21 protein-coding genes are annotated in these 25257 nt (G+C 41.4%); 10 read left to right on the top strand and 11 right to left on the bottom strand.

Annotated features, from left to right (window positions below; genetic code table 11):
• The first annotated feature begins 3 nt into the window (after positions 1-3).
• The 6 genes from BLR37_RS14345 (at position 4) to BLR37_RS14320 (ending at position 3463) form a co-directional block, all read left to right on the top strand.
• Positions 4-423 (top strand): hypothetical protein, encoded by a 420-nt coding sequence (locus BLR37_RS14345; protein ID WP_090769695.1) that lies wholly within the window; start codon positions 4-6, stop codon positions 421-423.
• 8 nt (positions 424-431) lie between these two features.
• Positions 432-827, top strand: coding sequence for a DUF1801 domain-containing protein (locus BLR37_RS14340; protein ID WP_090769693.1), 396 nt, complete (start codon positions 432-434; stop codon positions 825-827).
• Between the two features lie 33 nt (positions 828-860).
• The gene (locus tag BLR37_RS14335; protein WP_090769691.1) at positions 861-1283 is read left to right on the top strand and encodes a VOC family protein; all 423 of its coding nucleotides are present in this window, start codon (positions 861-863) and stop codon (positions 1281-1283) included.
• Between the two features lie 253 nt (positions 1284-1536).
• Positions 1537-1914 carry a DoxX family membrane protein gene (locus BLR37_RS14330; RefSeq protein ID WP_090769689.1) on the top strand — a complete coding sequence of 126 codons (378 nt, stop codon included), beginning with the start codon at positions 1537-1539 and terminating at the stop codon, positions 1912-1914.
• A 96-nt stretch (positions 1915-2010) separates the two neighbouring features.
• Complete coding sequence (locus BLR37_RS14325) at positions 2011-2442, top strand: DUF2147 domain-containing protein (protein ID WP_090769687.1); 432 nt, start codon at positions 2011-2013, stop codon at positions 2440-2442.
• A gap of 7 nt (positions 2443-2449) precedes the next feature.
• A complete protein-coding gene (locus BLR37_RS14320; RefSeq protein ID WP_167356612.1) occupies positions 2450-3463 on the top strand; it encodes a WD40/YVTN/BNR-like repeat-containing protein in 1014 nt (337 codons plus the stop codon).
• A gap of 278 nt (positions 3464-3741) precedes the next feature.
• Here the strand turns inward: BLR37_RS14320 and BLR37_RS14315 are convergent, their stop codons facing one another.
• The 4 genes from BLR37_RS14315 to BLR37_RS14300 form a co-directional block, all read right to left on the bottom strand.
• Positions 3742-4593, bottom strand: a complete 852-nt coding sequence (locus BLR37_RS14315; RefSeq protein WP_090769685.1) for a dienelactone hydrolase family protein — start codon at positions 4591-4593, stop codon at positions 3742-3744.
• A 62-nt stretch (positions 4594-4655) separates the two neighbouring features.
• Complete coding sequence (locus BLR37_RS14310) at positions 4656-5660, bottom strand: phosphotransferase enzyme family protein (RefSeq protein WP_090769684.1); 1005 nt, start codon at positions 5658-5660, stop codon at positions 4656-4658.
• Between the two features lie 33 nt (positions 5661-5693).
• Positions 5694-6416, bottom strand: a complete 723-nt coding sequence (locus BLR37_RS14305) for a LytR/AlgR family response regulator transcription factor (RefSeq protein ID WP_090769682.1) — start codon at positions 6414-6416, stop codon at positions 5694-5696.
• A complete protein-coding gene (locus BLR37_RS14300; protein ID WP_090769680.1) occupies positions 6413-7897 on the bottom strand; it encodes a sensor histidine kinase in 1485 nt (494 codons plus the stop codon). Before BLR37_RS14300 ends, BLR37_RS14305 begins: the two co-directional genes overlap by 4 nt.
• 224 nt (positions 7898-8121) lie before the next feature.
• Between BLR37_RS14300 and BLR37_RS14295 the strand changes: the two genes are divergently transcribed.
• Together BLR37_RS14295 and BLR37_RS14290 are read left to right on the top strand one after the other, a co-directional pair.
• Positions 8122-9018, top strand: coding sequence for an ABC transporter ATP-binding protein (locus BLR37_RS14295; RefSeq protein WP_090769678.1), 897 nt, complete (start codon positions 8122-8124; stop codon positions 9016-9018).
• Positions 9015-12533 carry an ABC transporter permease/M1 family aminopeptidase gene (locus BLR37_RS14290; protein WP_090769676.1) on the top strand — a complete coding sequence of 1173 codons (3519 nt, stop codon included), beginning with the start codon at positions 9015-9017 and terminating at the stop codon, positions 12531-12533. The genes BLR37_RS14295 and BLR37_RS14290 overlap by 4 nt, the downstream gene beginning before the upstream one ends.
• Before the next feature lie 950 nt (positions 12534-13483).
• Here BLR37_RS14290 and BLR37_RS14285 read toward each other — a convergent pair.
• From BLR37_RS14285 to BLR37_RS14260, 6 genes are all read right to left on the bottom strand, one after another.
• Entirely contained in the window at positions 13484-14425 is a 942-nt protein-coding gene (locus BLR37_RS14285; RefSeq protein WP_244154668.1) for a helix-turn-helix domain-containing protein, read from the bottom strand.
• Positions 14426-14448: 23 nt separating this feature from the next.
• Positions 14449-15543, bottom strand: coding sequence for an efflux RND transporter periplasmic adaptor subunit (locus tag BLR37_RS14280; protein WP_090769675.1), 1095 nt, complete (start codon positions 15541-15543; stop codon positions 14449-14451).
• Between the two features lie 17 nt (positions 15544-15560).
• Positions 15561-18845 (bottom strand): efflux RND transporter permease subunit, encoded by a 3285-nt coding sequence (locus tag BLR37_RS14275; protein WP_090769673.1) that lies wholly within the window; start codon positions 18843-18845, stop codon positions 15561-15563.
• Between the two features lie 12 nt (positions 18846-18857).
• A complete protein-coding gene (locus tag BLR37_RS14270) occupies positions 18858-20246 on the bottom strand; it encodes a TolC family protein (protein WP_090769671.1) in 1389 nt (462 codons plus the stop codon).
• 185 nt (positions 20247-20431) lie between these two features.
• Entirely contained in the window at positions 20432-20848 is a 417-nt protein-coding gene (locus tag BLR37_RS14265; protein WP_090769669.1) for an SRPBCC family protein, read from the bottom strand.
• Positions 20849-20953: 105 nt separating this feature from the next.
• A complete protein-coding gene (locus tag BLR37_RS14260; RefSeq protein ID WP_090769667.1) occupies positions 20954-22147 on the bottom strand; it encodes an SGNH/GDSL hydrolase family protein in 1194 nt (397 codons plus the stop codon).
• Positions 22148-22250: 103 nt separating this feature from the next.
• Here BLR37_RS14260 and BLR37_RS14255 point away from each other — a divergent pair, with 103 nt between their 5' ends.
• Positions 22251-23069, top strand: a complete 819-nt coding sequence (locus BLR37_RS14255; RefSeq protein WP_090769665.1) for an alpha/beta hydrolase — start codon at positions 22251-22253, stop codon at positions 23067-23069.
• Between the two features lie 246 nt (positions 23070-23315).
• Positions 23316-23570: a hypothetical protein gene (locus tag BLR37_RS14250; RefSeq protein WP_039481649.1), complete on the top strand. Its 255-nt coding sequence runs from the start codon at positions 23316-23318 to the stop codon at positions 23568-23570.
• A gap of 70 nt (positions 23571-23640) precedes the next feature.
• On the opposite strand, the gene BLR37_RS14245 is transcribed toward BLR37_RS14250, so the two are convergent.
• Positions 23641-25206: a heparin lyase I family protein gene (locus BLR37_RS14245; protein ID WP_090769663.1), complete on the bottom strand. Its 1566-nt coding sequence runs from the start codon at positions 25204-25206 to the stop codon at positions 23641-23643.
• Between the last annotated feature and the right edge of the window lie 51 nt (positions 25207-25257).

Below are 25257 nucleotides of genomic sequence, written 5' to 3'. Positions count from 1 at the left end.
TTTATGAGAAATAAAAAGCTTGATCTGTTAAATCCATATATTGGTAAATGGCAAACCGAAGGGCGAACAAAAAATGGTGAGGTAATTAGTGGTACCGATTGTTACGAATGGGTGGATGGCGGCTTCTTTTTAACACATCAGGTAGATGTGAAGTTTAACGGAAAAGAAATCAAATCGTTAGAAATTACACATTACGATGATATGGATGATGTTTTCAGATCTCAATCCTTTGGTAATGATGGGATTATTTCGATAGCTACGCTAAAAATTATCGACGATATCATTCTGATATTCGGAGATAACGAAAGGTTTAAAGGTAATTTTAAAACCGATACTATAGAAGGGCAGTGGGAACGCTTTGATGGTAAATGCTGGGCACCCTGGATGGATATTACGTTAACTAAACTTAAGGCTGAACAATAGATAAGGCTATGGCAATAAAAAAGAACGTAATTTCGGGCAAAGCCGAAGTGGATCAATACATGCTCCAGTTAACGCATCCTTATAAACAGGAAGTAGCACAATTGAGAGCCATTATTGCCAACGCAAATCCATTGATAATGGAAAGGGTAAAGTGGAATTCGCCCAGTTTTTATTACCTTAAAGATTTCGCTGCTTTTAATTTACGGGCTAAAGATTATGTACAAATCATCTTTATCTTTTACGACGGCAACATGATCGAAGACCCATCGCTCTTGCTGGGCAGTTGGAAAGACCGGCGAGAAGCCAGATTTTATGGTATGGATGACATTGCAGCAAAAAGGCCGGCGCTTGAGGAATTGGTGAACAACTGGATCACTTTAATTAATAAACCAAATCATAATTAAACTTCCCGAAAGGGAACTAACAACAACAAAACAATGGCATCAATTAACACGTATTTAAATTTTAATGGTAACACCGAAGAAGCATTTAACTTTTATAAATCTGTTTTCGGAGGGGAGTTTGCAGTGCTGCAACGCTTTAAAGATTCGCCTGGATGCGAAGGAATGGCTGTTGGCGATCAGGAAAAAATAATGCACATCGCATTGCCGATTGGTGGTAATGTGCTTATGGGAACTGACGTTACCAATCCAATGCCTGCAGCAACTTTTGGTACAGGTATTTCGATTTCTGTTGATGCAGCTACCGAAGAAGAGGCTCACCAGCTTTTTAATGGCCTGTCAGCCGGTGGTACTGTAACCATGGAATTACAAAAAACCTTCTGGGGTGCACTTTTCGGCATGGCAAACGATAAGTTCGGAATCCAGTGGATGGTAAACTACGATTACGAAAAGAAATAAGCGCTAAAGCGAAGTGTATTAGTTGGTTAATGGTTTATAGTCGATCGTCTGTAGCCATTAACCATTCTTTACCGATTTATTATTCAACAAGGGGTATGGTGCTGCAGGAGGATCCAGCTATTAACTTTCAGCCTTTAACTATATACCAATTAAAATATGCAGGGTATTGATTATAGCTATTGACTATTAGCTATTAACCATCAGCCCAATAGCTTTTAATATTTGTAAATAAAGAAACTAAAATTAAATCACTATGAAAATTGCAGTTATTGTTGTACGCGTGCTTTTAGCCGCCATGTATTTATTCGCTTCGGTAAGTTATTTTCTCCATTTAATGCCCAAGGCACCAGAAATGACTCCGGCACAAACCACCTTTATGAGTGGCCTGATGGCATCAGTGTATCTTTTTCCATTACTTAAAGTTACCGAATTGGTTGGAGGTTTACTTTTGCTTATCGGAAGAACAGCGCCTTTGGCAGCGATCATTATCTTTCCGGTTACGCTGAATATTTTCCTCTATCACGCATTTCTGGGACCTAAAGATTTGCCTATGGTTGGTGTAATGTTACTTTTTAATCTTTTCTTGTTTTATGCTTACCGTCAAAAGTATCTGCCAATAGTTGCTAAATAAATTTTAAGGGTTGTAAAACTTTCTTGTATTTTTTAGCTTTAATTAGTGTTGCCTGTAAGGTCAAATGACTATCTTTAAAAACTAACTAGAAAAAATATGAGAAAGTTCCCATTATTAATGCTGCTGTTTTTGGTGGTTTCATTTTCTGCATTTGCACAAAACAAAGATGCAATTGTAGGTAAATGGCTTAATCCATCGGGAGAGGGGCAAATAGAGATTTATAAAAAAGGAGATAAATACTTTGGCAAACTGGCCTGGATGAAAGAACCCAACCTAAACGGTAAACCGAAATTAGATGCCAAGAACCCGGATGAAAACCTGCAGAAACGTGCCTTGTTAAACCTCGAAATCTTAAAAGATTTTGTTTACGATGGTAGTAAATGGACAGATGGTACCATATACGATCCGAAAAGCGGAAAAACATACAGCTGTAACTTAAGCTTAAAAAGTACCGATGTGTTGAACGTTAGAGGTTATGTAGGCATTTCACTCTTGGGTCGCTCAGAAACATTTAGAAGGGTTAAATAATTTATACATGAAGAAAATTTTATGGTGCCTCTTAATGGCACCTTTTTTTTGTGCTGCACAATCGTATTCGATAAAACCATTGAACGAAAGTGCCAAAACGAGTTTGAGGGGTTTAAGTGTGGTTTCTGATCAGGTAATCTGGGTAAGCGGAAGCAATGGCTCGGTAGGTAAAACAACAGATGGTGGTGCAACCTGGAAATGGTTAAAACCCAAAGGTTACGAAAAGATCGATTTCAGAGATATCGAAGCTTTTGATGACCGGCAGGCCATTATTGTTGGTATTGCATCGCCGGCCTATATTTTAAAAACAGTTGACGGCGGCGAAACCTGGACCGAAAATTATAAGAATGTTGATTCGGCCATATTTTTAGATGGCCTGGGCTTTTGGGATAAAAATAAAGGTATCATTTTCGGCGATCCCATTAACGATAAAATGTCTTTGCTCAAAACAACTGATGCCGGGAAAACCTGGCAGGATGTTTCAGCGAATTTAAAATTTCCATTAGCAAAGGGCGAGGCTGGTTTTGCGGCCAGTGGTACAACGATTAAAACCCTGCCAGGCGGCAAAACCTGGGTAGCTTCAGGTGGGAGTGTTTCCAATATTTATTTTTCTCCAGATTATGGACAAAACTGGCAGGTTTTTAAATGCCCGATTTTACAGGGCGAAAACAGCACCGGACCTTTTTCAATTGATTTTTTTAACGAAAAAACAGGTGTAGTGGTTGGTGGTAATTATTTAAAAGATAAAGAAAACTCGAATAATGTGCTGTTAACCAACGATGGTGGCAAAACCTGGCAAAAGCCTGCAACACCTGTACTGGGTTTCCGGTCGGCAGTAAACTATATCAATGCTAAAACCTTAATTGCAACCGGAACCTCAGGAACAGATGTTTCTACTGATGGTGGTCAAAACTGGAAACACATTTCTGATCAAAGTTTTAATGCCGTGCAAAAAGCCAAAAAAGGCAAAAACGTAATTTTAGCCGGAGAAAAAGGATCGGTTTATCAATTGGTACTTTAATTTAATGGCGCTTACTACTTGCTAGTTAGATTCCTCGACTCCGCTGCGCTTGGCTCGAAATGACGGTTACGGAATGGGTGGTACTCAAAATAGGCGATCGTCATTTCGACCGAAGCGCCTGCCCGTACTGGCGGGGAGAAATCTTTTCAAGATAGATTTAATGGCGCTTACTACTTGCCAGTTAGATTTCTCGACTCCGTTGCCCCCCGATAGCCATCGGGGCCGCTTGAAATGACGGGAACTGCGGGATTGTGTTGGAAATGACGATCAGTAATGCACTATCCCAACTTCTGTTTAAACAACTCCATTGTGCGTTGCCAGGCCAGTTTAGCAGCAGCCTCATTATATCGTGTAGGCGATGTATTGTTATTAAAAGCGTGGTTTACCCCATCGTAGATGTAAAGTTTATAATCAATTTTATTGTCTTTTAAAGCCTGTTCATAAGCGGGAATACCGGCATTAATACGTTCGTCCAAGCCACCGTAATGGAGCATTACACTTGCTTTAATTTTGGCAACATCGGTAGCATTGGGTTGCGCGCCATAATAAGCCACAGCCGCTTGCAGTTTAAGATCGTTAACAGCCAGTTTGTTGGCCATACCACCTCCCCAGCAAAAGCCCATACAACCCACCTTACCATTACCATCTTTGCGCTGACGTAAATAATCGAGCCCTTTTAAATAGTTCTGCAGGTTTTTTTCAGCATCCAGTTTCCCAATCAGCTCGCGACCCTTATCTTCATCAGCCGGCGTTCCGCCCAGCGGCGAAAGTGCATCTACACCCAAAGCAATAAAACCTTCGGCAGCCACCCGTTTGGTTACATCAATAATGTGTGGGTTTAAGCCCCTGTTTTCGTGAATAACCAATACACAACCCAGTTTCTTTTTACCTTTAGGTTTAGCTAAAACGGCTTTCATTTCGCCATCTACACCCGGGTAAGTAATATTTTCGACCTCAATATCATCACTGGTAAAACCAGCAGCGGCCACATAATTATTTTCTAGCAGGGGTAAAATGGTTGCCGCTAAAGCAGTACTGCCGGCAAGAATGGCCAGCTTTTTCATGAAATCTTTACGGTTGATCTGGCTGTGGGTGTACGCATCGTACAGGTTGATTATTTTCTGATCCATGGGCTTGATTATGAATGACTATACAAGATAAACAAGCCCGAAGGAATTTAAGCAAGCCTTGCTTAAAAGTTACAATACAGGGATTCCCATTTTTTGATCAGTGCAACACGTTGTTTGACGTACCTTGGTGTTAAAAAAATGTTCGACCAATCGTCGTAATTATCGTAAAAGAATTTTAAAAAGAAAATGTGAAAACAAATGCCCAGATAGGGGATAGCCGCTAATTCATCCTTGCTTAATGGCCTTATTGTTTGATAAGCTTTTAAAAAGACTTCAAAATCTTTTTCAGCCTGCTCTTTGGTGGTGAGCTGATTCATCTGGTGAAAAAAATAATGGTTCAGGAACGACATCAGGTCATTAATGAGGAAACCCTCGCCCGCAAAATCGAAATCAAAGAAAGTAATGTTGCCCTCTTCATCAAAATGAAAGTTTTTCGGGAAGAAATCGTAATGACAGTAACCGCTGCTAAAATTATCTGTATCGAAGGTTTCGAACTTTTTAACCACTTTATTGGCTACTTTACTCAGGTAATCGTATTCTTCGGGCATGATTTCAAAATGTGGCGCCAAAACCCGAAGAGGTTCAAATAAGGTAGTTTCGAAGTTAAATACTGGTCGTGGGTTTTGGAGTTTGATTACCGAAGTAGTTTGGTGCAGTTTGGCTATATCTTTACCCAATTGTACAAGTTGTTCATTTTCTAGCTCGTGGATAACCATTCCTTCGGCATAAGAGAATAAAACACCATTTCTGAGGCCTTCAATGGCATTAAACTGCTGGATTTGTTTCCCCTCATAATCGGTAATGGGATAAGAAACCCGGTTGCCGTTGGCTTTCAGTATGTTGAGTAGTTCAACTTCAGCCTCAATTTCATCTCTTTTCCGGTGAGCATCGCGGTAAATCTTAAAAATGTATTTCTGGCTTTCATTTTCCAGGATATAGGTGTCGCTTACATTTCTGATCAGCAGCCGACAGGTTGATGCCTCATCCAGCTGATAGGCCTCAATTAAATAATCTTTTAAAGCAGCGGCTGATAATGTGGAGTATTGGGCAGGGAAAAAGTTATGCATGAGATCGGTTTGATGAACTCAAATATAAACATTTCAGAGCTGGAGCAATTGCCTGATCAAGGGTTTATAATTTTTACCTATCGGTACCTGCTGCTGGCTTTTGAGTATAATAGAATTGCCTTCAAAATAATCGACCTCTTTCTTGTTAACAATAAACGATTTATGGATGCGTGCGAACATTTGGGTAGGCAACTCATCTTCAAAACTACCCAAGGTGCGTGGGGTGAGCAGAAAGCCATTCTTTTTCCAGACTTTTACATAATTTCCCAGGCTTTCTAAAAAATGTATTTCATCAAGCTGCAGTAAAACATGCTTTTTATCTACTTTGATTGAAATTTGGGCATTTTGCTGTTGTGCTGTGTCGATTGTTTCAATTGGTGAGCCTGATTGCTTTTTTAATTGCTGAAAGGTTAATGCCCGGTTAACGGCCATTAAGAAACGCTCTAATTTGAAAGGCTTTAGCAGGTAATCACAAACGGCAAGATCGAAACTAGCCAGGGCGTATTCTTCGTAAGCTGAGGTAATGATTACCTGAGGTTTGTGTTGCAGTGCACGTAAAAAATCAAGGCCGTTTAATTTAGGCATCCTGATGTCGAGAAAAATCAAATCAACTTCCTGTTTGCTTAAAAAATCCAGTGCTTCAGTAGCCCGGTAACAATGTGCTACAATTTCAATAAAGGGAATGTCTTTGGCATAGGTCAGAATCACTTCGTGCGCAAGGGGTTCATCATCTACAATCAGGCAACGTAAGCTCATGCGAATCGGATTTTTAGGGTTGCCTTAAAGATATTGCCAATCGTGCTAATATCCAAAGTATGTTGATTAGGGTAAAGCAACTCGAGTCTTTTTCGCAGGTTATCAATCCCAATGCCGCTATCGGGACTTATTTCGTCTGGATCAAATGAGTTTTCAGACTGGAAAGTTAATTCACTTTCAGTACTGAATAAGGAGAGTTTAAGGCTGGCGGCACCATCGGCTGGTTCAATACCATGTTTAAAGGCATTTTCGATAAACACAATCAGTAAAAGCGGCGCAATTTCAACCTGATCGTTACTAACCTGCTTTTCAAATTCGAAATGAAGTGTTTTACGCAGCCTGATTTGTTGTAACTGGATGTAATCGCGGATATAATCGAGCTCCTGTGCCAGTTTAACGGTTTTTTCTTTCCCCTTGTAAATGGTATAGCGCATCAGCTCCGATAACTGTAAAATGCTTTCGGGGGTTTTATCTGATTTTTGCAGGCTAAGTGCATACAGGTTATTCAATGTATTAAAGAAGAAATGCGGATTGAGCTGTTGTTTCAATAAATCGAGCTCATTTTGCGATTTTTCTTTTTCTAAAGAAAGGATAATGTTGTTCTGTTTGCCCCATTGTAAGGCCAAAACCACGGGTAAACTAAAAAGCATAATGGCAAAGGCACCAAAGGCATTTTCGAGCTCGAAAGGATTGGCTTCGAATATACTTCTGCCAAAAACAGTATTAATAGGTAAAGAGATAAGGAGTTGTGCGAGTAAAGGATAAAGCAGTGCAACAGTAGCCGAAACGCTTAACAAGTAGATCAACAGCCCTTTTTCTTTAAGTATTTTCGAAACCAGTAATCTACTGTTGATCAGGAAAAGTACGTAGCCGCACAGGTACATGATGAGGAATTGAAAAAAGAAGACCAGAAATGTTCCAAAATTGTGGAACAGCATCTTGATATTAAACTCGAAACCAACCAAACGAAAGCCATTTCTTTGGTAAATCGGGTTGTCTAAACTCGATACGGCCATTACTGAAATGGTTGCCGCAATTAAGATGATTGTAATGAGTACAGCATTCTCCAAACCAATTTTTTTGATCCACTTAATGTGCTGCACCTTTTTTTGATAGTACTGGTTAAGGATGAGCAGAAGCTCGAGGGCTAATGCAGCCATTGCAGTAGTAAGCTTATCCGACAAATCGAGGGGTTCGGTTTGAAACTGAGTGGCCACCAGGGTAAAAATGGGTAGCAGTATTAAAAAGGAACAGCACCAGTAAAGTACATACTTTTTGTTGGGCAATGTTTCTTTCCAAACGGGTTTAAAAAACGCAAAAAGCAATACCGGTAAAAGGCAAAAAACTAAGGTTAAAATGCAGGTGACATAAGTAAGCCAGACATTTGCACTTTGATTATAACAGTTGCATATCGCTACCCAAAGCAAAAGCCCCGTAAAGATGAAAAAGTCCTGGTATTGATAGTTTTTGGTGTTGGGCATAGGGTAAGATAGGTAAAAGCCTGTTAAAATTAGAAAAGGCGCCCTAAGCACTAAAATATTAATGACGAAAGGCTTGTTTTTGATGACGAAAGGCGCGGGAGACCTCAAATTATATCTCAAGGTCAGGTTATTTTACTTTCATCATCACTTTCATTGCCTTCATCACTTAAATATGGAAAACAATTTTCCTGAGCCTAATTTGCGGCCATTCGATATCAAATAACATGGCACGACTTAAAATACAGCAACTTAAAAAAACTTACCCAAATGGCGTAAAGGCACTTGATGAGGTAAGTTTAAATATTCCTAACGGCATGTTTGGTTTATTGGGGCCAAATGGTGCAGGTAAATCATCACTGATGCGTACGCTGGCTACCTTGCAGCTGCCAGATAGTGGTTACATTCATTTCGACGGTAACGATGTACTGCAAAACCCGCAAGAAATGCGTAACAAGCTAGGCTATTTGCCGCAGGATTTTGGCGTTTACCCCAAAATTTCGGCTGTAGATTTATTAACGCATCTTGCTGTTTTAAAAGGCCTGCCCAATACCAACGATTGCAAAGAACAGGTTTTGGCCTTATTGCAGCAAACCAATTTATTTGAGGTTAGAAAAAGATCGGTTGGCACTTTTTCGGGTGGTATGCGGCAGCGTTTTGGCATTGCGCAAGCACTATTGGGCAATCCGCAATTGATTATTGTTGATGAGCCAACTGCGGGCTTAGATCCTCAGGAGCGAAACCGTTTTCACGATTTGCTTAGTGAAATTGGAACAGAGCGCGTAGTAATCCTTTCGACCCATATTGTGGAAGATGTGAATGATCTTTGCCCTGAAATGGCTGTAATGGCCAATGGAAAATTGATTTTGCAGGGTAAACCAGCAAATCTGACCGAAAACCTGGCTGGCAAAATCTGGCGAAAGATTATTACAAAGGGCGATCTGGATCAGTACTCAACTCAGTTCGATGTGATTTCGACCAGGATTATAGCCGGGCAGTTAAATATTTTTGTTTTAGCTGATCAGCTCCCTGCAGTAGGTTTTGAAGCAGTTTACCCGGCACTTGAGGAAGTTTATTTTGCGGCCTTGTTTGGTACAAATGGCAAAAGGGAGGTATTGGTATGATTGGAGCACTACTGAAATTTGAGTTGAAGTACCATTTTAGTCAGATGGCTTTTAAAATAGGCGCTTTGCTGTTTTTAGTTTTGGGCATGGTTTGCGTAGCCAAGGGCGGTTTTGGTACGGACGAGGTACATAAAAACTCACCTTACGTAATTACGAATATCATGGCTTTGCTTTCACTGTTTTCCATATTTTCGGCTACGCTTTTTAGCGCCAATGTGGTATTGAGAGATGCCATGTACAAAATGGAAGCGGTTATTTTTACCACTTCCATTACTAAACGCACTTATTTTTTGGTGAGACTTTTGGGCTTGCTTATTGCTGTTTTTGCTTTGCTGCTACTGGTTGCTGCAGGTATTTTTATCGGTACTTTCTTTGTTGATGCCGACCAGCTGGGGGCTTTTAAGCTTTCGTATTTTTTGCACGCACTTTTGGTATTTGCTTTACCCAATGTGATTTTCTCGGCAGGAGCATTGTACTGCACCAGTTTGCTAAGCAAAAACGTTAGGGCAATTTACGTGGCAGGGGTATTGATTTACATTTTGTATATGCTGGCTTCCATTTTCGGAAACTCGCCTTTACTGGCTACTTCTACCATTAAAGGCACTACTCCCGATGCTTTGCCTATCCTTTTAGACCCTTTTGGACTGGCTTCTTTTTTTGGTGAAACCAGAACGTGGACAAGCTTACAGCGTAACCAGCAACTTTTTCCGGTAAATGGATTATTTCTGGTAAACAGGGTAATGTGGATGGCTATTTCTGGCATACTCCTGGGTTTAACTTACCGCATCTTTAATTTCAGGATACAGCAGCAAAGGCAGGCAAAACAAAAAAATGGCACGCTTGAAAAAGTATCTCTTATTCCATTTAAACATTTACAGGTTATACCAAAAGGTTTAACTTATCAATTGGCCACTTTGAGGGCGCAGCTTCGGCTAGAAATGGTTCACCTGTTTAAAAATATCCCCATTATGGTGATGCTCTTACTTTGGGTATTCCTTTTTGGAGTAGAATTAAAGGATCAGTTATTTAGCGGGGTTTATGGTATCCACAGTTATCCCGCAACCGGCATAATCGTAGAAGAGATCAGGTCGATCAAATTTGCATTGATTTTGATTATATTCTATGCCGCAGAAACCATAGCAAGGGAAAAATCTGTTAATATGCAGTCGCTCATTTATAGCACTCCAGTACGTAGTTCGGTAATGTGGGGGGCTAAAGCGATGAGCCTCTTTGCACTGGTATTTATCCTCGTTTCTTTAAATATTGGGATTGGGATAGTTTTACAGCTTAGTCACGGTTATTTTAACCTCGAACTGCCCATTTATTTTTCACTGTACTATTATAGCGCTTTTCCGCTATTGCTTTTTGTGGTGCTTATTCTGTTTATTCAAAATTTAAGCAGTAATAAATATGTAGGCATGATGTTGAGCATGGTAGTGGTTTTTGTGTTACTTTATGCCGATCGTTTTGGTTTGGAACATTATCTTTTCCGTTTTGCAACGGTACCTGATCTTTTGCATTCTTATTTTAACGGTTTTGGCTATTATGCTGGTGCTTTTAACTGGTACATGTTGTATTGGTTGGGATTTGTAACTATGCTTATCGTATTAACGATTGGGCTTTGGCAAAACAGCATTGAAATTACCGCCGTTAATAAGTGGAGAAAGTTAGCTTCGGCATTAAAGCATTACCGGTGGATATTGATTCCCGCTTTTTTGGTTTGGATTGCGTGTGGTGCCTATATCTATTATCAATCCAACATTGTAGGTGGTTATAAAAATAAAAATGCCTGGTTAAACTGGCAGCTGAACTACGAAAAACGCTATAAGCCTTTGGCCAATGTGCTACAACCTGTTATTAAATCGGTTAAAACTGTGGTCGATTTATTTCCGGATGAAGGGAAATATACCGTTAAAGGTGATTACAAGCTGAAGAACGAAACCCAGCAACCGATATCCAAAATTTGGATCAGCCTGAATCCCGCTGTAAATTCTTTTTCTGCCAATATCGCAGGAACGAAGAAAGCTGAGGTAGACCAAACGTTTAAACAACAGTTTATTACACTAAACAATCCTTTGCTACCAGGCGATAGTACTATGATGAGCTTTGTCATTACTGTCATCAGGAATGGTTTTACCCCCTTTGACAAAGAAAATTCAATTGTGGAAAATGGTACTTACATCGAATTGGAGAAATTTGTTCCACAGTTGGGCTACAGCTCTCGTTTTGAAACCGATGACAAACGTGCAAGGAAGCAACATGGTTTAGCCGCAGAACGTGTTGAACCAACATTTAGCCGAAAATACGAACTAATTGACTTTGAAACCACTATTTCTACCGCGCCCGACCAGCAGGTACTTACAGCTGGTGAATTGCAAAAAAGCTGGCTGGCTAATAACCGGCGCTATTTCAGTTACAAAACGGCTAAACCCGTTAATTTTATGTTTGCTTTAAGTTCGGCCAGATATAATGTGAAACGGGAGCAATTCAAAGGTGTTGACTTAAGTATTTACTACCAGCAAGGGCAGGAGTATAATTTAACAGCTATGTTTAAAGGTATTAAAGATGCATTGGATTACGGAAATGAGAATTTTGCAACTTATCCGCTAAAACAACTCACACTGGCAGAAATTCCACAATATAAGGGTGCTGCAACGGCATATCCTGGTATTATTTTCAGCGCCGAGAACATTAATTTTCTGGGTAATTTTAGTCAGCAAGGAACTATAAACCACAGTTATGCCATAGCAACACACGAAGCCGCACACCAATGGTGGGCGAATATGCTGGCACCATTTGATGGCCCTGGCTATGCCATGCTGACCGAATCATTGGCCAAATACACTGAAAATGTGGTGATAGCAAAAACTTTTGGTAAAATGTACCTGCAGCAATATCTGGATTACGATAACCGCCTCTATTTCTTAAACCGTAACAATACTGAAAAAGAATTACCTCTGGTTAAAACGCTTGATCAGCCTTATGTTAATTACCAGAAAGGAGGCATAAACATGTATGCAGTTAAAGAATTAATGGGCGAACAGAAATTCAATGCGGTATTGAAACAGCTGATTGCCGACCATGCTTACCTAAAACCAAAGGCTTCGGCAAGCGATCTGGTTAATGCCTTGCTTAAAGCAGCTTCACCTGAACAAAGAAAGTTTATTGATGATTGTTTCAACCAGGTAGTTACTTATGATCTTGGTTTGAAACTACAGCAATGCACTTTACTTAAAAACGGAAAATACCAGTTAGATCTGCTGGTTAATGCCGAACGGTTAAGCGATGGCCCGAAACAATCGCCCGATTTTGAAGTTGAAATAGGATGTTTCAATCAGCCCGCACAAGATTGGACCGCCGAAACCAAACCTTTTAATGTGAAGAAATATCACATTAAACAAAATCAAACCCGGTTAACGCTCGTTGTTGATCACAAGCCAGAAACGGTGGCCATTGATCCTTATCGGTATATACTTGATGCTGATAAAAGTGATCATACGGTGGAGTTGAAGTAATGGCATTCCTGTCCGTAGAGTTAAGCGTAGCGTCTCTACGGATTGGTGCATAGAGTTGGGTTTTTGAACTCAATAATGGAACGAGTCAGAGACTCTTATCCATTCTGCATCCGTAGAGCCCTTCGGAACTCTACGGATAGGTACGGCGGAGTTGAAATTGTGCATTCCTGTGCATTCCTGTTCGTAGAGTTAAGCGTAGCTGCTCTCGGATTGGTGCGTAGAGTTGAGTTTTTGAACTCAATAATGGAACGAGTCAGAGACTCTTACCCATTTACATCCGTAGAGCCCTTCAGAACTCTACGGATAGGTATGATCATACGGTGGAATTGAAGTAATGTCATTCCTGTCCGTAGAGTTAAGCGTAGCGTCTCTACGGATTGGTGCATAGAGTTGAGTTTTTGAACTCAATAATGGAACGAGTCAGAGACTCTTACCCACTTACATCCGTAGAGCCCTTCGGAACTCTACGGATAGGTACGGCGGAGTTGATGTAATGTCATTGTCATTCCTGTCCGTAGAGTTAAGCGTAGCGTCTCTACGGATTGATGCATAGAGTTGAGTTTTTGAACTCAATAATGGAACGAGTCAGAGACTCTTGCCCATTTTACATCCGTAGAGCCCTTCAGAACTCTACTGATAGGTATAAGCTATTTTTCTATCGGTCGGTGTCCTCACCATTGCGATTGATGGTTTGTGAAAACGCAATTTGTCATTCCTGTCCGTAGAGTTAAGCGTAGCGTCTCTACGGATTGGTGCATGGAGTTGAGTTTTTGAACTCAATAATGGAACGAGTCAGAGACTCTTGCCCATTCTGCATCCGCAGAGCCCTTCGGAACTCTACGGATAGGTATAAATAAGCTATTTTTCTGTCGATCGGTGTCCTCACCATTGCGATTGATGGTTTGTGAAAACGCAATTTGTCAGATAGAAATATCTGACAACACTATGTTTTAACTAGCTCTGAATCGTTTAGGCGTACACTGCATCTGGCGTTTAAAAAAGATGTTGAAATTGGCAGGATATTCAAAACCGAGGCAATAGGCAATTTGCGCTATATTCCATTCGGTATGTTTCAACAAGGCAACTGCTTCTGTAGTAACCCTTCTCGAAATATGTTCGGAAGTGGTTTTACCTGTCACTTCTTTTACGGCATGGTTTAAATGATTAACATGCACCAATAGCCTGCAGGCAAAATCATGTGCGGTTTTCAATTCGAGTATTTGTTCGGTAGAGCCAATAGGGAATTGCCTTTCCAGTAATTCGATGAAAAGGGCCGTTAAGCGTACCGAGGCATTATTTTGCTTCAACAAGTCGCCCTGTGGTTTAACTTTTAAAGCCTCATGCACAATAAGTTGTACATAGTTTCTCAATAAATCATACTTGTGGATGTAATCGCCATCCATTTCCTTCATCATTTTAGAGAAGATATCGGTCAGGATGAGTTCCTGTTCTTCGCTGATGTGAATCACCGGACAATCGTTAATGCGCCAGAGCAACGAATCGCGCAGGGTTTCGTTGCGGTTATGGATAAAATTTTCGGTAAACAGGCAAAAGTAGCCTGCAGGCTTTGGCGAAGTACTTTCCCAGGAGTATGGAATATTTGGATTGGTAAACAATAAAGCACGACCTTTAATTTCGATCTCGGCATCAGGATAATGCAATATCCCGTTGCCAACAATCAATGAAATTTTATAAAAATCGCGACGGCTAAAAACCGATGGTACGTTGGTACAAACCGTAGCCCGGTTAAAAACGTTAAAATGCCCCAAATCATTAATCATCCCTAAACTTGGCGTAGGGATTTCCGGGCGGTTAATTTTTAACTTATTGTAAAAATCCTCCAGGGTTTCGTTTTTCTGGATGGTAGAAAGCTCCTGATTTTTGGTTAACATCGCTTATTGCTTATTACGTAAAGTTATGGTTTAATCGCCATTCCTTCGTGCATTTCTTCAGTAGGTTCTGCAACTAATTTGTCACCTTCTGTTAAATCGCCAAATATCTCTACACGGTCATCTGCTTCACGGCCTTTTTTCACTTCAACCTTCACTGCCTTATTGTCTTGCACTTTTAGCACAAATAAACCTTCGCTGGTATCTAACAAAGCCTTTTTGTTGATGATGAAGGTACTGGCATTTGCAGGCAGCGGAATATTGACTTCGGCAACCATACCAGGCAACAATATTTTATTGCTATTGGTCACATCCATTTCAATGCGTTCGGCACGTAAGCGTAAATCTAAAGCACCTGATAAACGTTTAACCTTTGCTTTAAATACCTGACTGGGTAAGGATTTAACGGTAAAACTGATTTCATCGCCTGCTTTCAGGTAACCTGTGTAGATTTCTGGAATGGATACCGCCAAACGTAGGTTTTTCTGATCCTGCAAAGTAAACAACGGTAAATCAGACCCTTTACCTGATGGACCTACATAAGCGCCTAAATTTACATTACGTGCAGAGATAATGCCACTGAATGGTGCACGGATGGTCAGATAATCTTGCACAGAGCCTATTTCTTTATAAGCCGCTTTTGCTGCCTCGAGCTGGGCCAGGTCGGCATTCTTTTTCGCCATGGCCTGATCGAGGTCGTTGGTAGAAATAGTACCAGGAGTTTTGCTGGTTTCGTACAAACGGTTATAATTGGCTTTACTGGCAGTATAAATAGCTTCCTGTGCTTTAATGCGCGCTTGACTGGCCGAAAGTTGCGAACTCAACTCCGGTGCTTCGAGGGTCATTAACAGCTGGCCTTTGCTTACTTCCGAACCGATATCCACTTTTAGCGTACGTACGAAACTGCTTACTTTGGCATATAAATCTACCTGTTGTAAGGCAATTAATTCGCCGGGCAAGCTTAATTTGGTCGATAATTTTTCTTTTTTAAGATCGAAAGTGGCAATTGCAGGTGCCTGTTCTTTTTTGGGTTCTCCTTTCGATTCGGCATGACCGCAACCATAAATTGCCGTCAGTACTAAAAAGCCTGCACTTAATAACCCTGTTGAAAATATCTTCATATTCATTTGTGATGATTTTATTCGTTTTCTTCTAAACCTTTAATGTAGTGGATGCTGTCTTTATCTTCCGGATCGAGGGACATCGAATCGGTTGTTTGTTTGCCTTGCACCCAGGCAAAAACCAGTGGTAAAATCAGGAGCACGGCAAATGTCGAAGCCAGTAAACCACCAATTACCGCCCTGCCTAGTGGAGAAACCGCGCCGCCTCCTTCGCCATGCCCAATGGCCATGGGTAGCATACCCGCAATCATGGCAATACTCGTCATAATAATCGGGCGCAAACGTAAAGCCGCTGCTTCACGTGCCGATTCAAGCGCATTTCCATTGTGTTTCCTCAATTGCTCTGCATTAGTGATCAGTAATACCGCGTTGGCAATTGATACCCCAACCGACATGATGATACCCATGTACGATTGCAGGTTTAAAGTGGAACCCGTAATGGTTAAGAGCAGTAAAGCCCCCAAAATAACCGCAGGCACTGTTGCTAAAATAACCAACGGCACCTTAAACGATTGGAAATTGGCTGCCAGCATCAAGAATATCACCACAATGGCTACAAATAGTCCCGATTGTAAGCTGTTTAAAGTATCGGTTAATACAATGCTCATACCAAAGGTAGCAATGTTTAAGCCCCGTGGCAATTCGCCAACATTTTTAATGGCTTTATCTACATCTTTAGCGGCGGTTCCCAAATCGGTATGGTAAAGGTTTGCTGTTACCGAAAGGAAAGGCATGGCGCCAATATTGTCGTTTTCGCCTGCAGTAGTATCGGGTGTAATTTTAGCTACATCGCTCAGCACAGGTCTGGCCGAATTTTTTAATAAAGGTATTTCGCCAATATCATCCTTACTAGCCATCTGGTTCAGTGGTACCTGCACTTGCACGTTATAAGGTAATGATGCTTTTTCATCCAGCCAGATGTTTTTATCCGTATAACGCGATGATGAAGTAGAGGCAATCAGCGATCTTGAAATATCGGCCATATCAATGCCAATTTGCGCTGCACGCGTTCTGTCGATTTCGATATTCAACGATGGATATTTAATCGGTTGCGCAATCTGAACATCCCGCATGTAAGGGATTTCTTTCAGCTCGGCTATAATTTTATTGGCATATTTAGCATTCAGTTTCTTGTTTTTGCCCGAAATACGTACTTCTACTGGGGTAGGAGAACCTTGACTCAATACCTTGTCTGTGAGTTCTATCGGTTCGAACGATAATTTAACATCAGGCAGGAGTTGTTTGATTTTTGTCCTGAACTGATCTTTGAAATCGTCCATGTCGGCTTCGTAATCTTTTAAGCTCACCTGAAATACAGCTTCGTGCGGACCAGCCATGAACTGATAAATGGGGTTTACGGAGAACTGTGCAGGGTGCTGACCCACAAAAACAGAAGAGATGCTTACATGTTCGGCACCAACCATTTTTTTAAGCTCGGCCAAAACCACATTGGCTTTTTCTTCGGTGCGCTCTAAACGGGTTCCATCAGGTGCACGCAAACGCAATTGAAACTGGCTGGAGTTAACCCTAGGTAAAACATCGCGGCCAATGTTTGCCAGTAAGAGTGCTGCCAAACCAATAATTACCACCAGGTAGCCCAATACCACAGGTTTGCGGTAAGGTAAAATCCGGTCGATAAAACGCATAAAGCGGTTTCTGAAACGGTCGAAGACACCAATTTTGCCATCACCACTGAAATCTTCGCGCTCTACCAGCACCCTTTTTTGGTTCAGGGTATCTTTTTCCGATTCGAGGGTAATACCGGTAGCTTTAAAATCGGCTTCATCCTGTGTAATGCCCGGATGGTGTTCGGCACCTTTTTTCGGGTGTGCAATCATCAGCCAGTTGGCCATAATGGGTACAAATGTTTGCGAAAGCAGGAAAGAAACAATCATCGAAAAGCCAATGGCCAGTGCAAGCGGTAGGAATAAGGCTCCTGGAATGCCCGACATGGTAAAGGCTGGTGCAAATACGGCGAGGATACAAAAGAGGATCAATAATTTAGGGAAAGCAATTTCTTTACAGGCATCCCAAATGGCCAATGCCTTGGGTTTGCCCATATCAAAATGCTGGTGTATATTTTCTATCGTAACGGTCGATTCATCCACCAAAATACCAATCGCTAAAGCTAATCCGCTCAAGGTCATGATGTTGATGGTTTGCCCGAATAATTTAAGGAACAATACCCCGGCAATGATAGAAGTTGGAATGGTTAGGATTACAATCAACGCGGCACGTTTATCGCCCAAAAACAGCAATACCATTAAACCGGTTAAAATTGCACCGATAGCCCCCTCACTGATCAAGCTTTTTACGGCATTGATTACATAAACGGACTGGTCGAACTCGTATGAGAGTTTGACATCTTCGGGCAGTGCGTTCTGGATATTGGGTAAGTTTTTCTTTAAGTTTTTAACCACATCCCAGGTAGAGGCATCGCCTGATTTTGCGATACTTAAGTACACCGAACGCTTGCCATTAATTAAGGCATAACCGGCAACTAAATCGGCTCCATCTTTAACCGTAGCCACATCGCGGAGCTGAAGATTTTGTATACTGCCTTTAAACAGGGGAATGTTTTCGAAATCTTTAACCTTTTTGATGGTATAATTGGTAGGGGTAAGGTAGTTTTTATCGCCAATGCGCACGTTTCCTGAAGGGGCAGTTTGGTTATTGAGGCGGATGGCTTCAACTACCTGATCGACCGTTAAGTTGTGCGAACGCAGTAAAGAAGGGTTAACATTAATCTCTATGGTACGCGGGCTACCACCAAAAGGGGCAGGAGAAAGTAAACCCGGAATAGACGAGAAAGTGGGTCGCACATAAGTATTGGCCAAATCCTGAAGTTCGTTATTGGTACGTTTAGGACTGCTCAGCACCAGTTGACCAACGGGAAGTGAAGAGGCATCGAAACGGATAACGAAAGGCGGTTGCGAGCCTGGCGGGAAAATGGCCTGGGCCCGTGTAGAGAGGGCGCTCAGCTCGGCTGCGGCCTGTGCCATGTTGGTACCTTCGTAGTAGGTAAGTTTCATGAGCATTAAACCCTGCGTATTTTTAGTTTCGATACTTTTAATACCATTGGCAAAAAGCAGGATGTTTACATATTGCTTGCCAAAATAAGCCTCCATTTGGTCGGGAGTGTAACCGCCAAAAGGGTGTGCAATGTAAATTACCGGCAGGTTCATTTGTGGCAGAATATCAACCTTAACCTGGTTGATGGCGCCAATACCGAAAAAGAACAGCCCGGCAACTAAAACCAGTATGGAGATGGGTTTTCGGAGTGCGAAACGTATTAAATTCATGGATGGGGCAAATTAAAATTCGTTGATAAATAGGTCGTAGTTGCCAAGTGCTGCAGATTTTAACAGCAAAGCCTGCCAAACATTGGTATAGGCAATATCGCGGTCGGTTTCAGCGCGGTTAAGCGTAAAAAGTGCCTGGGTCAGATCGACCATTGTGGTAAGTCCGTTTTTATATAAGGTGCTTTTTTGCAGGTAGGCGTCAGAAGCTGCTTTTACCTGAACCGGTGCTTCGCGGTAATTGGCCATGGCATTGGTCAGTTTGGTTTCGGCCAGTGCCAGCTGGGCCTTTAATTGCTGATCGACCAGGTTATATTCTGCTTTTAAACCCTCGCTGATGTATTCTTGTGCACGTACCTGCGGATGGTTTTTAAGCAAGGTAGAAAGGTTCCAGCTTATTCCTATGCCAATCAAATAGTTGCCACGGGTTGGGTTAATCCCATCCAGATAACTTGATGAAAAGGCGGTCTGATCTAAAGCATAACCCGGACTAAAACCCGAGCCACGACCCTGCATCACCCCGAATAACGAAAGGGTAGGGTAATAGAGTTTTTTGAAATAACTGGTTTGTTGCTGACTCACTTCCAGCCGGTTCTGATAAAATTTTAAAAGCGGGTGAGTGCTGGTAATGCTATCGCCAAGCAGGTTTTTAGGAATACGCGTAATCGATGCAGTATCTAAATCGTAAGTGGTGGCAGTTAAACCCATTAAAATCCCCAGGCGGTTGGCTTGCTCTTGTTCCAGATCTTTTGCTTTGGTCAAGGCAATTTTAGCGTTCGAAACTTCGGCTTTGGCCAACGATGAATCTACTCCGGCAATCAATCCGTTTTTAGCCCTGATGATGGCCGTGTTTTGAAAGGTAATGGCGCGGTCTAAATTCTTTTGCTGCGATTTAGTGATGCGTTGTGCGGCCAGTAAGTTTAAATAAGCTGCTGAAACCCGGATTTCCTGTTGGAATTTCTCCTGCTCCAGGTCGTTTTTATCACGGTTGTAGGTGGCATTGGCAACTTTTATCCTGTCCTTAATCTTTCCGAAGGTAAAAAAGTCCCAGTTGATGTTGGCCAGGTAAAGCGCACCAAAAGCAGCATTCCAGTTTTGCTTATCTAGTGCCGGACCTGATGAAGCAGTACCTAAACCCCCAAAACCATATTGCGGGCCGTTTTGGCCGTTAATGGTACCGTAATCTTGCTGGGCACTCAGGCTAAAATTGGGTAAATACTCTCTTTTGGCCTGCACCACAGTAGATTTAGATGCATTTGCATAACTATCTTTGGCTTTAATGGTGCCGTAATTGGCCAGTGCGGTGCTAACAGCCTGTTTTAAGCTGAGTGTTTGGGCATTTGCACCAGTGGTAATCGTAATAAATAGAAATAAGGATAGAAAGGATACTGATAAACGGCACATAGTGTATAATTTACACGGCAAATGTAAATTATGGCCACAAAATCAAAGTATTCGGTTCAAATCAAAAATTATGCGAATCAAATAATCATTGAATTGTTACTGTAGGATTATTTTAAGATGATAAAACAGCTAAAAATGGCGTATTCCTTACAGACTTTTCAATCTGTAAGGAATATGCTTAGCGGTTAAGATTCTTCAGTATATTGTTTGAAATTATCCAAAATGGCTTGCCAGCCACCGCGTTGCATTTCAATTGGGTTAGTATCTTCCGGGTCGAAGGTTTCGGTAACGCGGGTGCTTTCGCCCAGCGAATCAAAAATGATGCTCACTTCGCGGCCATCGCCCAGTGCATATTCGATTTTTTTAAGGTGATCTACTGTGGTGTAGGTACCACCAAAATCGAAACTCATGCTGCCGTCTTTGGCTGCCATGGTGCTTTTAAACTGACCGCCAACTCTCAAATCATTATCGGCGTAAGGGGTATGCCAATCGGGCGAAGCAAAACTCCATTTGGTGATGTGCTCAGGATTGCTCCAAAATTCCCAAACTTTTTCTACCGGACTGTTTACTGTTGTTTCGATGGTGATTGCATTGTTTTTCATTTTTTTCTGGGTTTAAATTGTTAATCAAAGTTATTGTAACTTTTGCAACCTGAAAAGTGTAAATGCGACAAATGTAGGGGTGAAATACTCCGCAGGCTTAGCCTTTTAATTCGCGTTTACCAAAAAATGTGCAATCCGGCAGGCATAACCCGATGATTTTTTATTGTGATATTCGCTAATGCGAACGCTCAATTTATGCTCGCCACCGCCTAGTTCATCGCCCAGCAGCAAATACCAGGGTAAATGCAGGCTCGTGCTCCACTGACTAAACAAATCGATTGTTTTTTCTTCTCCGTTATCAATTCGGTAATGCAGCATGCCTGCATCAGGGCCTGATAGCACAGCAATACCTACCGCATTACCTTTAAAAACTAAATCGAAAGTACTGTTGCGGGTAGTGCTTTCGAGTACGGGAATGTTAACGAAACCAGGCCTGGCTTCTAGCGCATCGTTAGGTTTCCAGTTTTTATTGATGTTAAAGGTGTTTAAGTTTTCTGCTGCAGCAACACTCACATACTGCCCTTTGGTATAGGCAAACTTATCTAAAATTTTAGGCAAGCTGCCACTGGCTTTCTTTCCGGAGTTTTTCTCGTTTTCTTCCAGATAGGTTTTAATGGTGTTGAAATAAAGTTGTTGTCCGAAAGGAGCAGGATGCAGGTCTTTAAAATCGCCAGCCCAGGTAAATTCTTTATTGGCAATACGTTTATCTACTTCTAAAGCTAAATTAATAAAAGGCAAATGGTAGTATTCGGCCAAATCGCTATGCACTTTTACCTCTGTGGGTATCTTGCCATTGTCAAAATCATTGTTTTTATCTTCATCAGCAAAAGCCATCAGCACAATATCGGTTTTGGAGTTTTTGCTTAAAGTATGCCTGATGATGCCTTCCAATGCCCGGCGTTGTGTTTTTTCTGCAGTTTGGTTCACATGGTCGTTAACTGCCGATTCGATAAATAAGAGATCTGTTTTACCACTATCCAGTACATCTTGTTGGAGCCTGAAAGCATGTGGCAAACTACCCAATGAAGGGATGCCTGCATTGATGAATTTAAATTTAGTTTGCGGATAGGTTTTAGCGAGGTAATTGCAAACCATTCCGCGCCAGCCCTCCATGTTGGTAATCGAGCCACCTAAAAAAGCAATGGTTACCGGTTCATTTTTTTTGAGTTTTTCGGCGAAAGTATTGCTGTAGCCATTAAAAGTGATGAAACTGGCAGATTGCAGCTTGCTTTGTGCTGTACTTTTAGTAATTAGTGCAGTTACCAGTAAGGCAACGCAAAGGAAAGAGGTAAATTTCATGTTGATTAGAATAAACCAAAAGTAATAAAATTAACACCTGGCAAAGAATGTGGTGTAATTTTATAAATTTAGCATCGTATTGTAACCTCATTAAAAATAACGCATGAAAAATAGCTTTTTAGCAGCCATTTGTTTATTCCTGTTTACCTGTGCTGCCAGCGCGGCAGAAGTAGATACCGCTGTAACTTACAGCAAATCGATGAAAAAAAATATCAAGGCCGTAGTAATTAAGCCGGATAGCTATAAAAATGGAAAATCTTTTCCGGTGGTTTACCTGCTGCACGGTGCTGGTGGTAGTTATGCCGAGTGGGTTAAAAAAGTGCCGGGAATTAAAAATCTGGTCGATCAGTACCAGTTTATTATTGTATGCCCCGATGGGAATGTAACCAGCTGGTATTTCGATAGCCCTATCGACCCCGAATGGAAATACGAAACCTATGTAGCTACCGAGCTGGTGAGTTACATTGATGAACACTATAAAACCATTGCCGAAAAAAAGGGCAGGGCAATAACCGGCTTGAGCATGGGCGGTCATGGGGCGTTTTACCTGGCCATTAAACATCAGGATGTGTATGGCGCCGTGGGCAGCATGAGCGGTGGTGTGGATATTAAACCTTTCCCGAATGGATGGAATATTTCGAAAAGACTGGGTAAAGCGGATGAATTTCCGGAGCGCTGGAAACAGAATAGCGTAATTGATATGATTTACCTGATTAAACCCGGTTCGCTGGCTATTGCTTTTGAATGTGGGGTAGATGATTTTTTCTATAAAGCCAACATCCGCCTGCACGATGAATTGCTTTACAACAATATCCCACACGATTTTACCACCCGCCCAGGTGTGCATAACTGGGATTACTGGGCAAATGCGATTAAATTTCAAAGTGTTTTTTTAAGTAATTATTTTAACCTGAAACCTTAAGCCTGATTGTAACTTGCCCAATCAGGAAATGATTTTCTTTTTGTTGCTGAAAAACAGTGTTTTATAATGTTTTTCCTTACTCGAAAAGTTAATGCGTGGTTCAAATCATACGTTTTGAATTAAAATTGATACACGATTTACCCAAAAAATTAACTTTTAGATTACATGAAAAATACAGACTTCACCTATTTTTGACCGTTCGCGTAATCTTATTTATAAAGCGGGAAACAAAGATTTAAAACAAAAATGAAATACTTAGTCAAAGAAATAAGTGAGGGTAACTGCGATATCACTTTATTGCCGGAAAACTTAAATGACCGAAATCTTTTAGCCGAAACTGCCAAAAACTTTCAAGGCGATTATCAGGAAGCTATTCAAACACACTATGAGCATGCATTAAAGAACGAAGTACACAACAGTGCAGCTTTTGTTTCTTTAAATAATGAGCAAAGTAATTATCCCAAAAGAGTAAATGTAAATTACCAGATCATTTTAAGCTAATTGGCTTAATAATGTTGGAAAAAGGCTTTCTTTAATGGTTAAGAAAGCCTTTTTTGTTTTTTAATCATAACTAAGGCAACGGTAGCACCTGACCATTTACCTGAAAATCGTTAAGCCCTACCAGCAAGTTACCGCTGGTTGCTGTTGCGCCATAAGCATATAACCTGAACGTTACAGCCGTACTGATGTTGGTGAGTGCAGCTGCATTAAACGAAATGAGGGTAGGCGTAGTGGTACCGCTAATGCTGACAGGAGTTGAAATGTTGCTGGCAAAGTTATCAACGCTTGAGCGCAGCACAAAAGTATTAGGATGGCTTGTACCGCCGCGAAGCACCGTAAATTTAATATCGCTGAAATTAAAATAATAACCGCTTTTTGGTGCTAAACGGAGCTCGTAATATTCGGTAAGATCAATTGGTGTGGGAGTACTTGACGATGATGCATTTGCCCAGCCACCCAATAAATAGCGCCCACTCGGGCCCGGCGTACTGCCCGACATACCTGATGCAGCAAGCGTTGATCTTGAAAAATCAGACCACGGCGTACCTACCACATTATCGGCAGGGTTTGGTGCCGGACTGGTGCTATTCACATACACAATATTTTGCGAGTCCTGGTACTGAATATAAGGATGCAGATAAATGTTACTGCTGTTATTGTAATTTGCAGGTAAGCTGATGTTCCCAGCCTTGGTATAAGCGCCGTCTAAGTAGGCTGGGTTGGCATCTGGTATGCTGTTTCCCCAAATCAATCCGGTACTAGTAGGTGGGTAGTTGAGGTTGATAATCCGCAAATCGTCGTGGTACACAATGCGTGTAAGGTTTGGAGGTACCACATAAACGCCCCATTTAACATAGCCCACATTTCCGCTGCCCACATCACCAGTAAAAGTAACCGCATTATTCCTTTCGTTGGCTAAAACAAAATCGGTTTGACCAGGTAATTTCATATAAATCTTCATAGAGCCTGTAGCAGTGGTGGCCCATTTTACATCTACCCTGAAGTGGATCCACTGGTTTACCGAAGGACGCAAATCGTTCAAAATATCTACCACCGTTTTGGTATTATCCATATTGCCATAAACTACACGTAATGCATTTCTTTGGGTACGGATTTGCAGCGGAACGGCTTCACCACCTGACATTTTTAACTGGAAAAAATTGGTTTCATTAATCGGGTCGCCGGTATTCCAGGGCGTCCAGTCTTTTAACAATACGCTAAACTCGTATCGCCGCTCCTCGCCAGGCAGGTAGCAGCTTGCAGGTACGCCATTTGTTGCTGCTTCACTGCGCCAGTTGCCATCAGAGTAGTAGGTAGAATCGCCATAAGTTACTTTGTGTGCAATGGCATAATTTCCCGTAGCCCCGGGCGAAAGAATATAAGCCGCATCAGTAGCTGTAGCATTGGTTGCTGTTAAACCGCTAATGCCCGAATTGAGTGTGCCACTTTCATAATTGATGTTTAAAATGGTATCGCCATAGCCATAGCTGGCCGGGGCTCCTCCACTCATTAACGAAACAGGTTTAAACGTTAAGGTAGGTTGTTCGCTTTCTTTTTCAATTTTACTGCATGCGCTGGCTAAAAATAATACGGCTATAGCCATATACTTTTTAAAGTAAATTGGTTTTTTTCTCATAAATGTTGTTTTGGTTAGTAAGGGATTATTTGAAATTTTTTAGGTCATTTC

Origin of the sequence: Pedobacter soli (assembly GCF_900101435.1) — a bacterium.
In the GTDB taxonomy this organism is placed as follows: domain Bacteria; phylum Bacteroidota; class Bacteroidia; order Sphingobacteriales; family Sphingobacteriaceae; genus Pedobacter; species Pedobacter soli.
The sequence above is the reverse complement of the archived record's forward strand: the minus strand, read 5'-3'. Positions and strand labels throughout refer to the sequence as shown.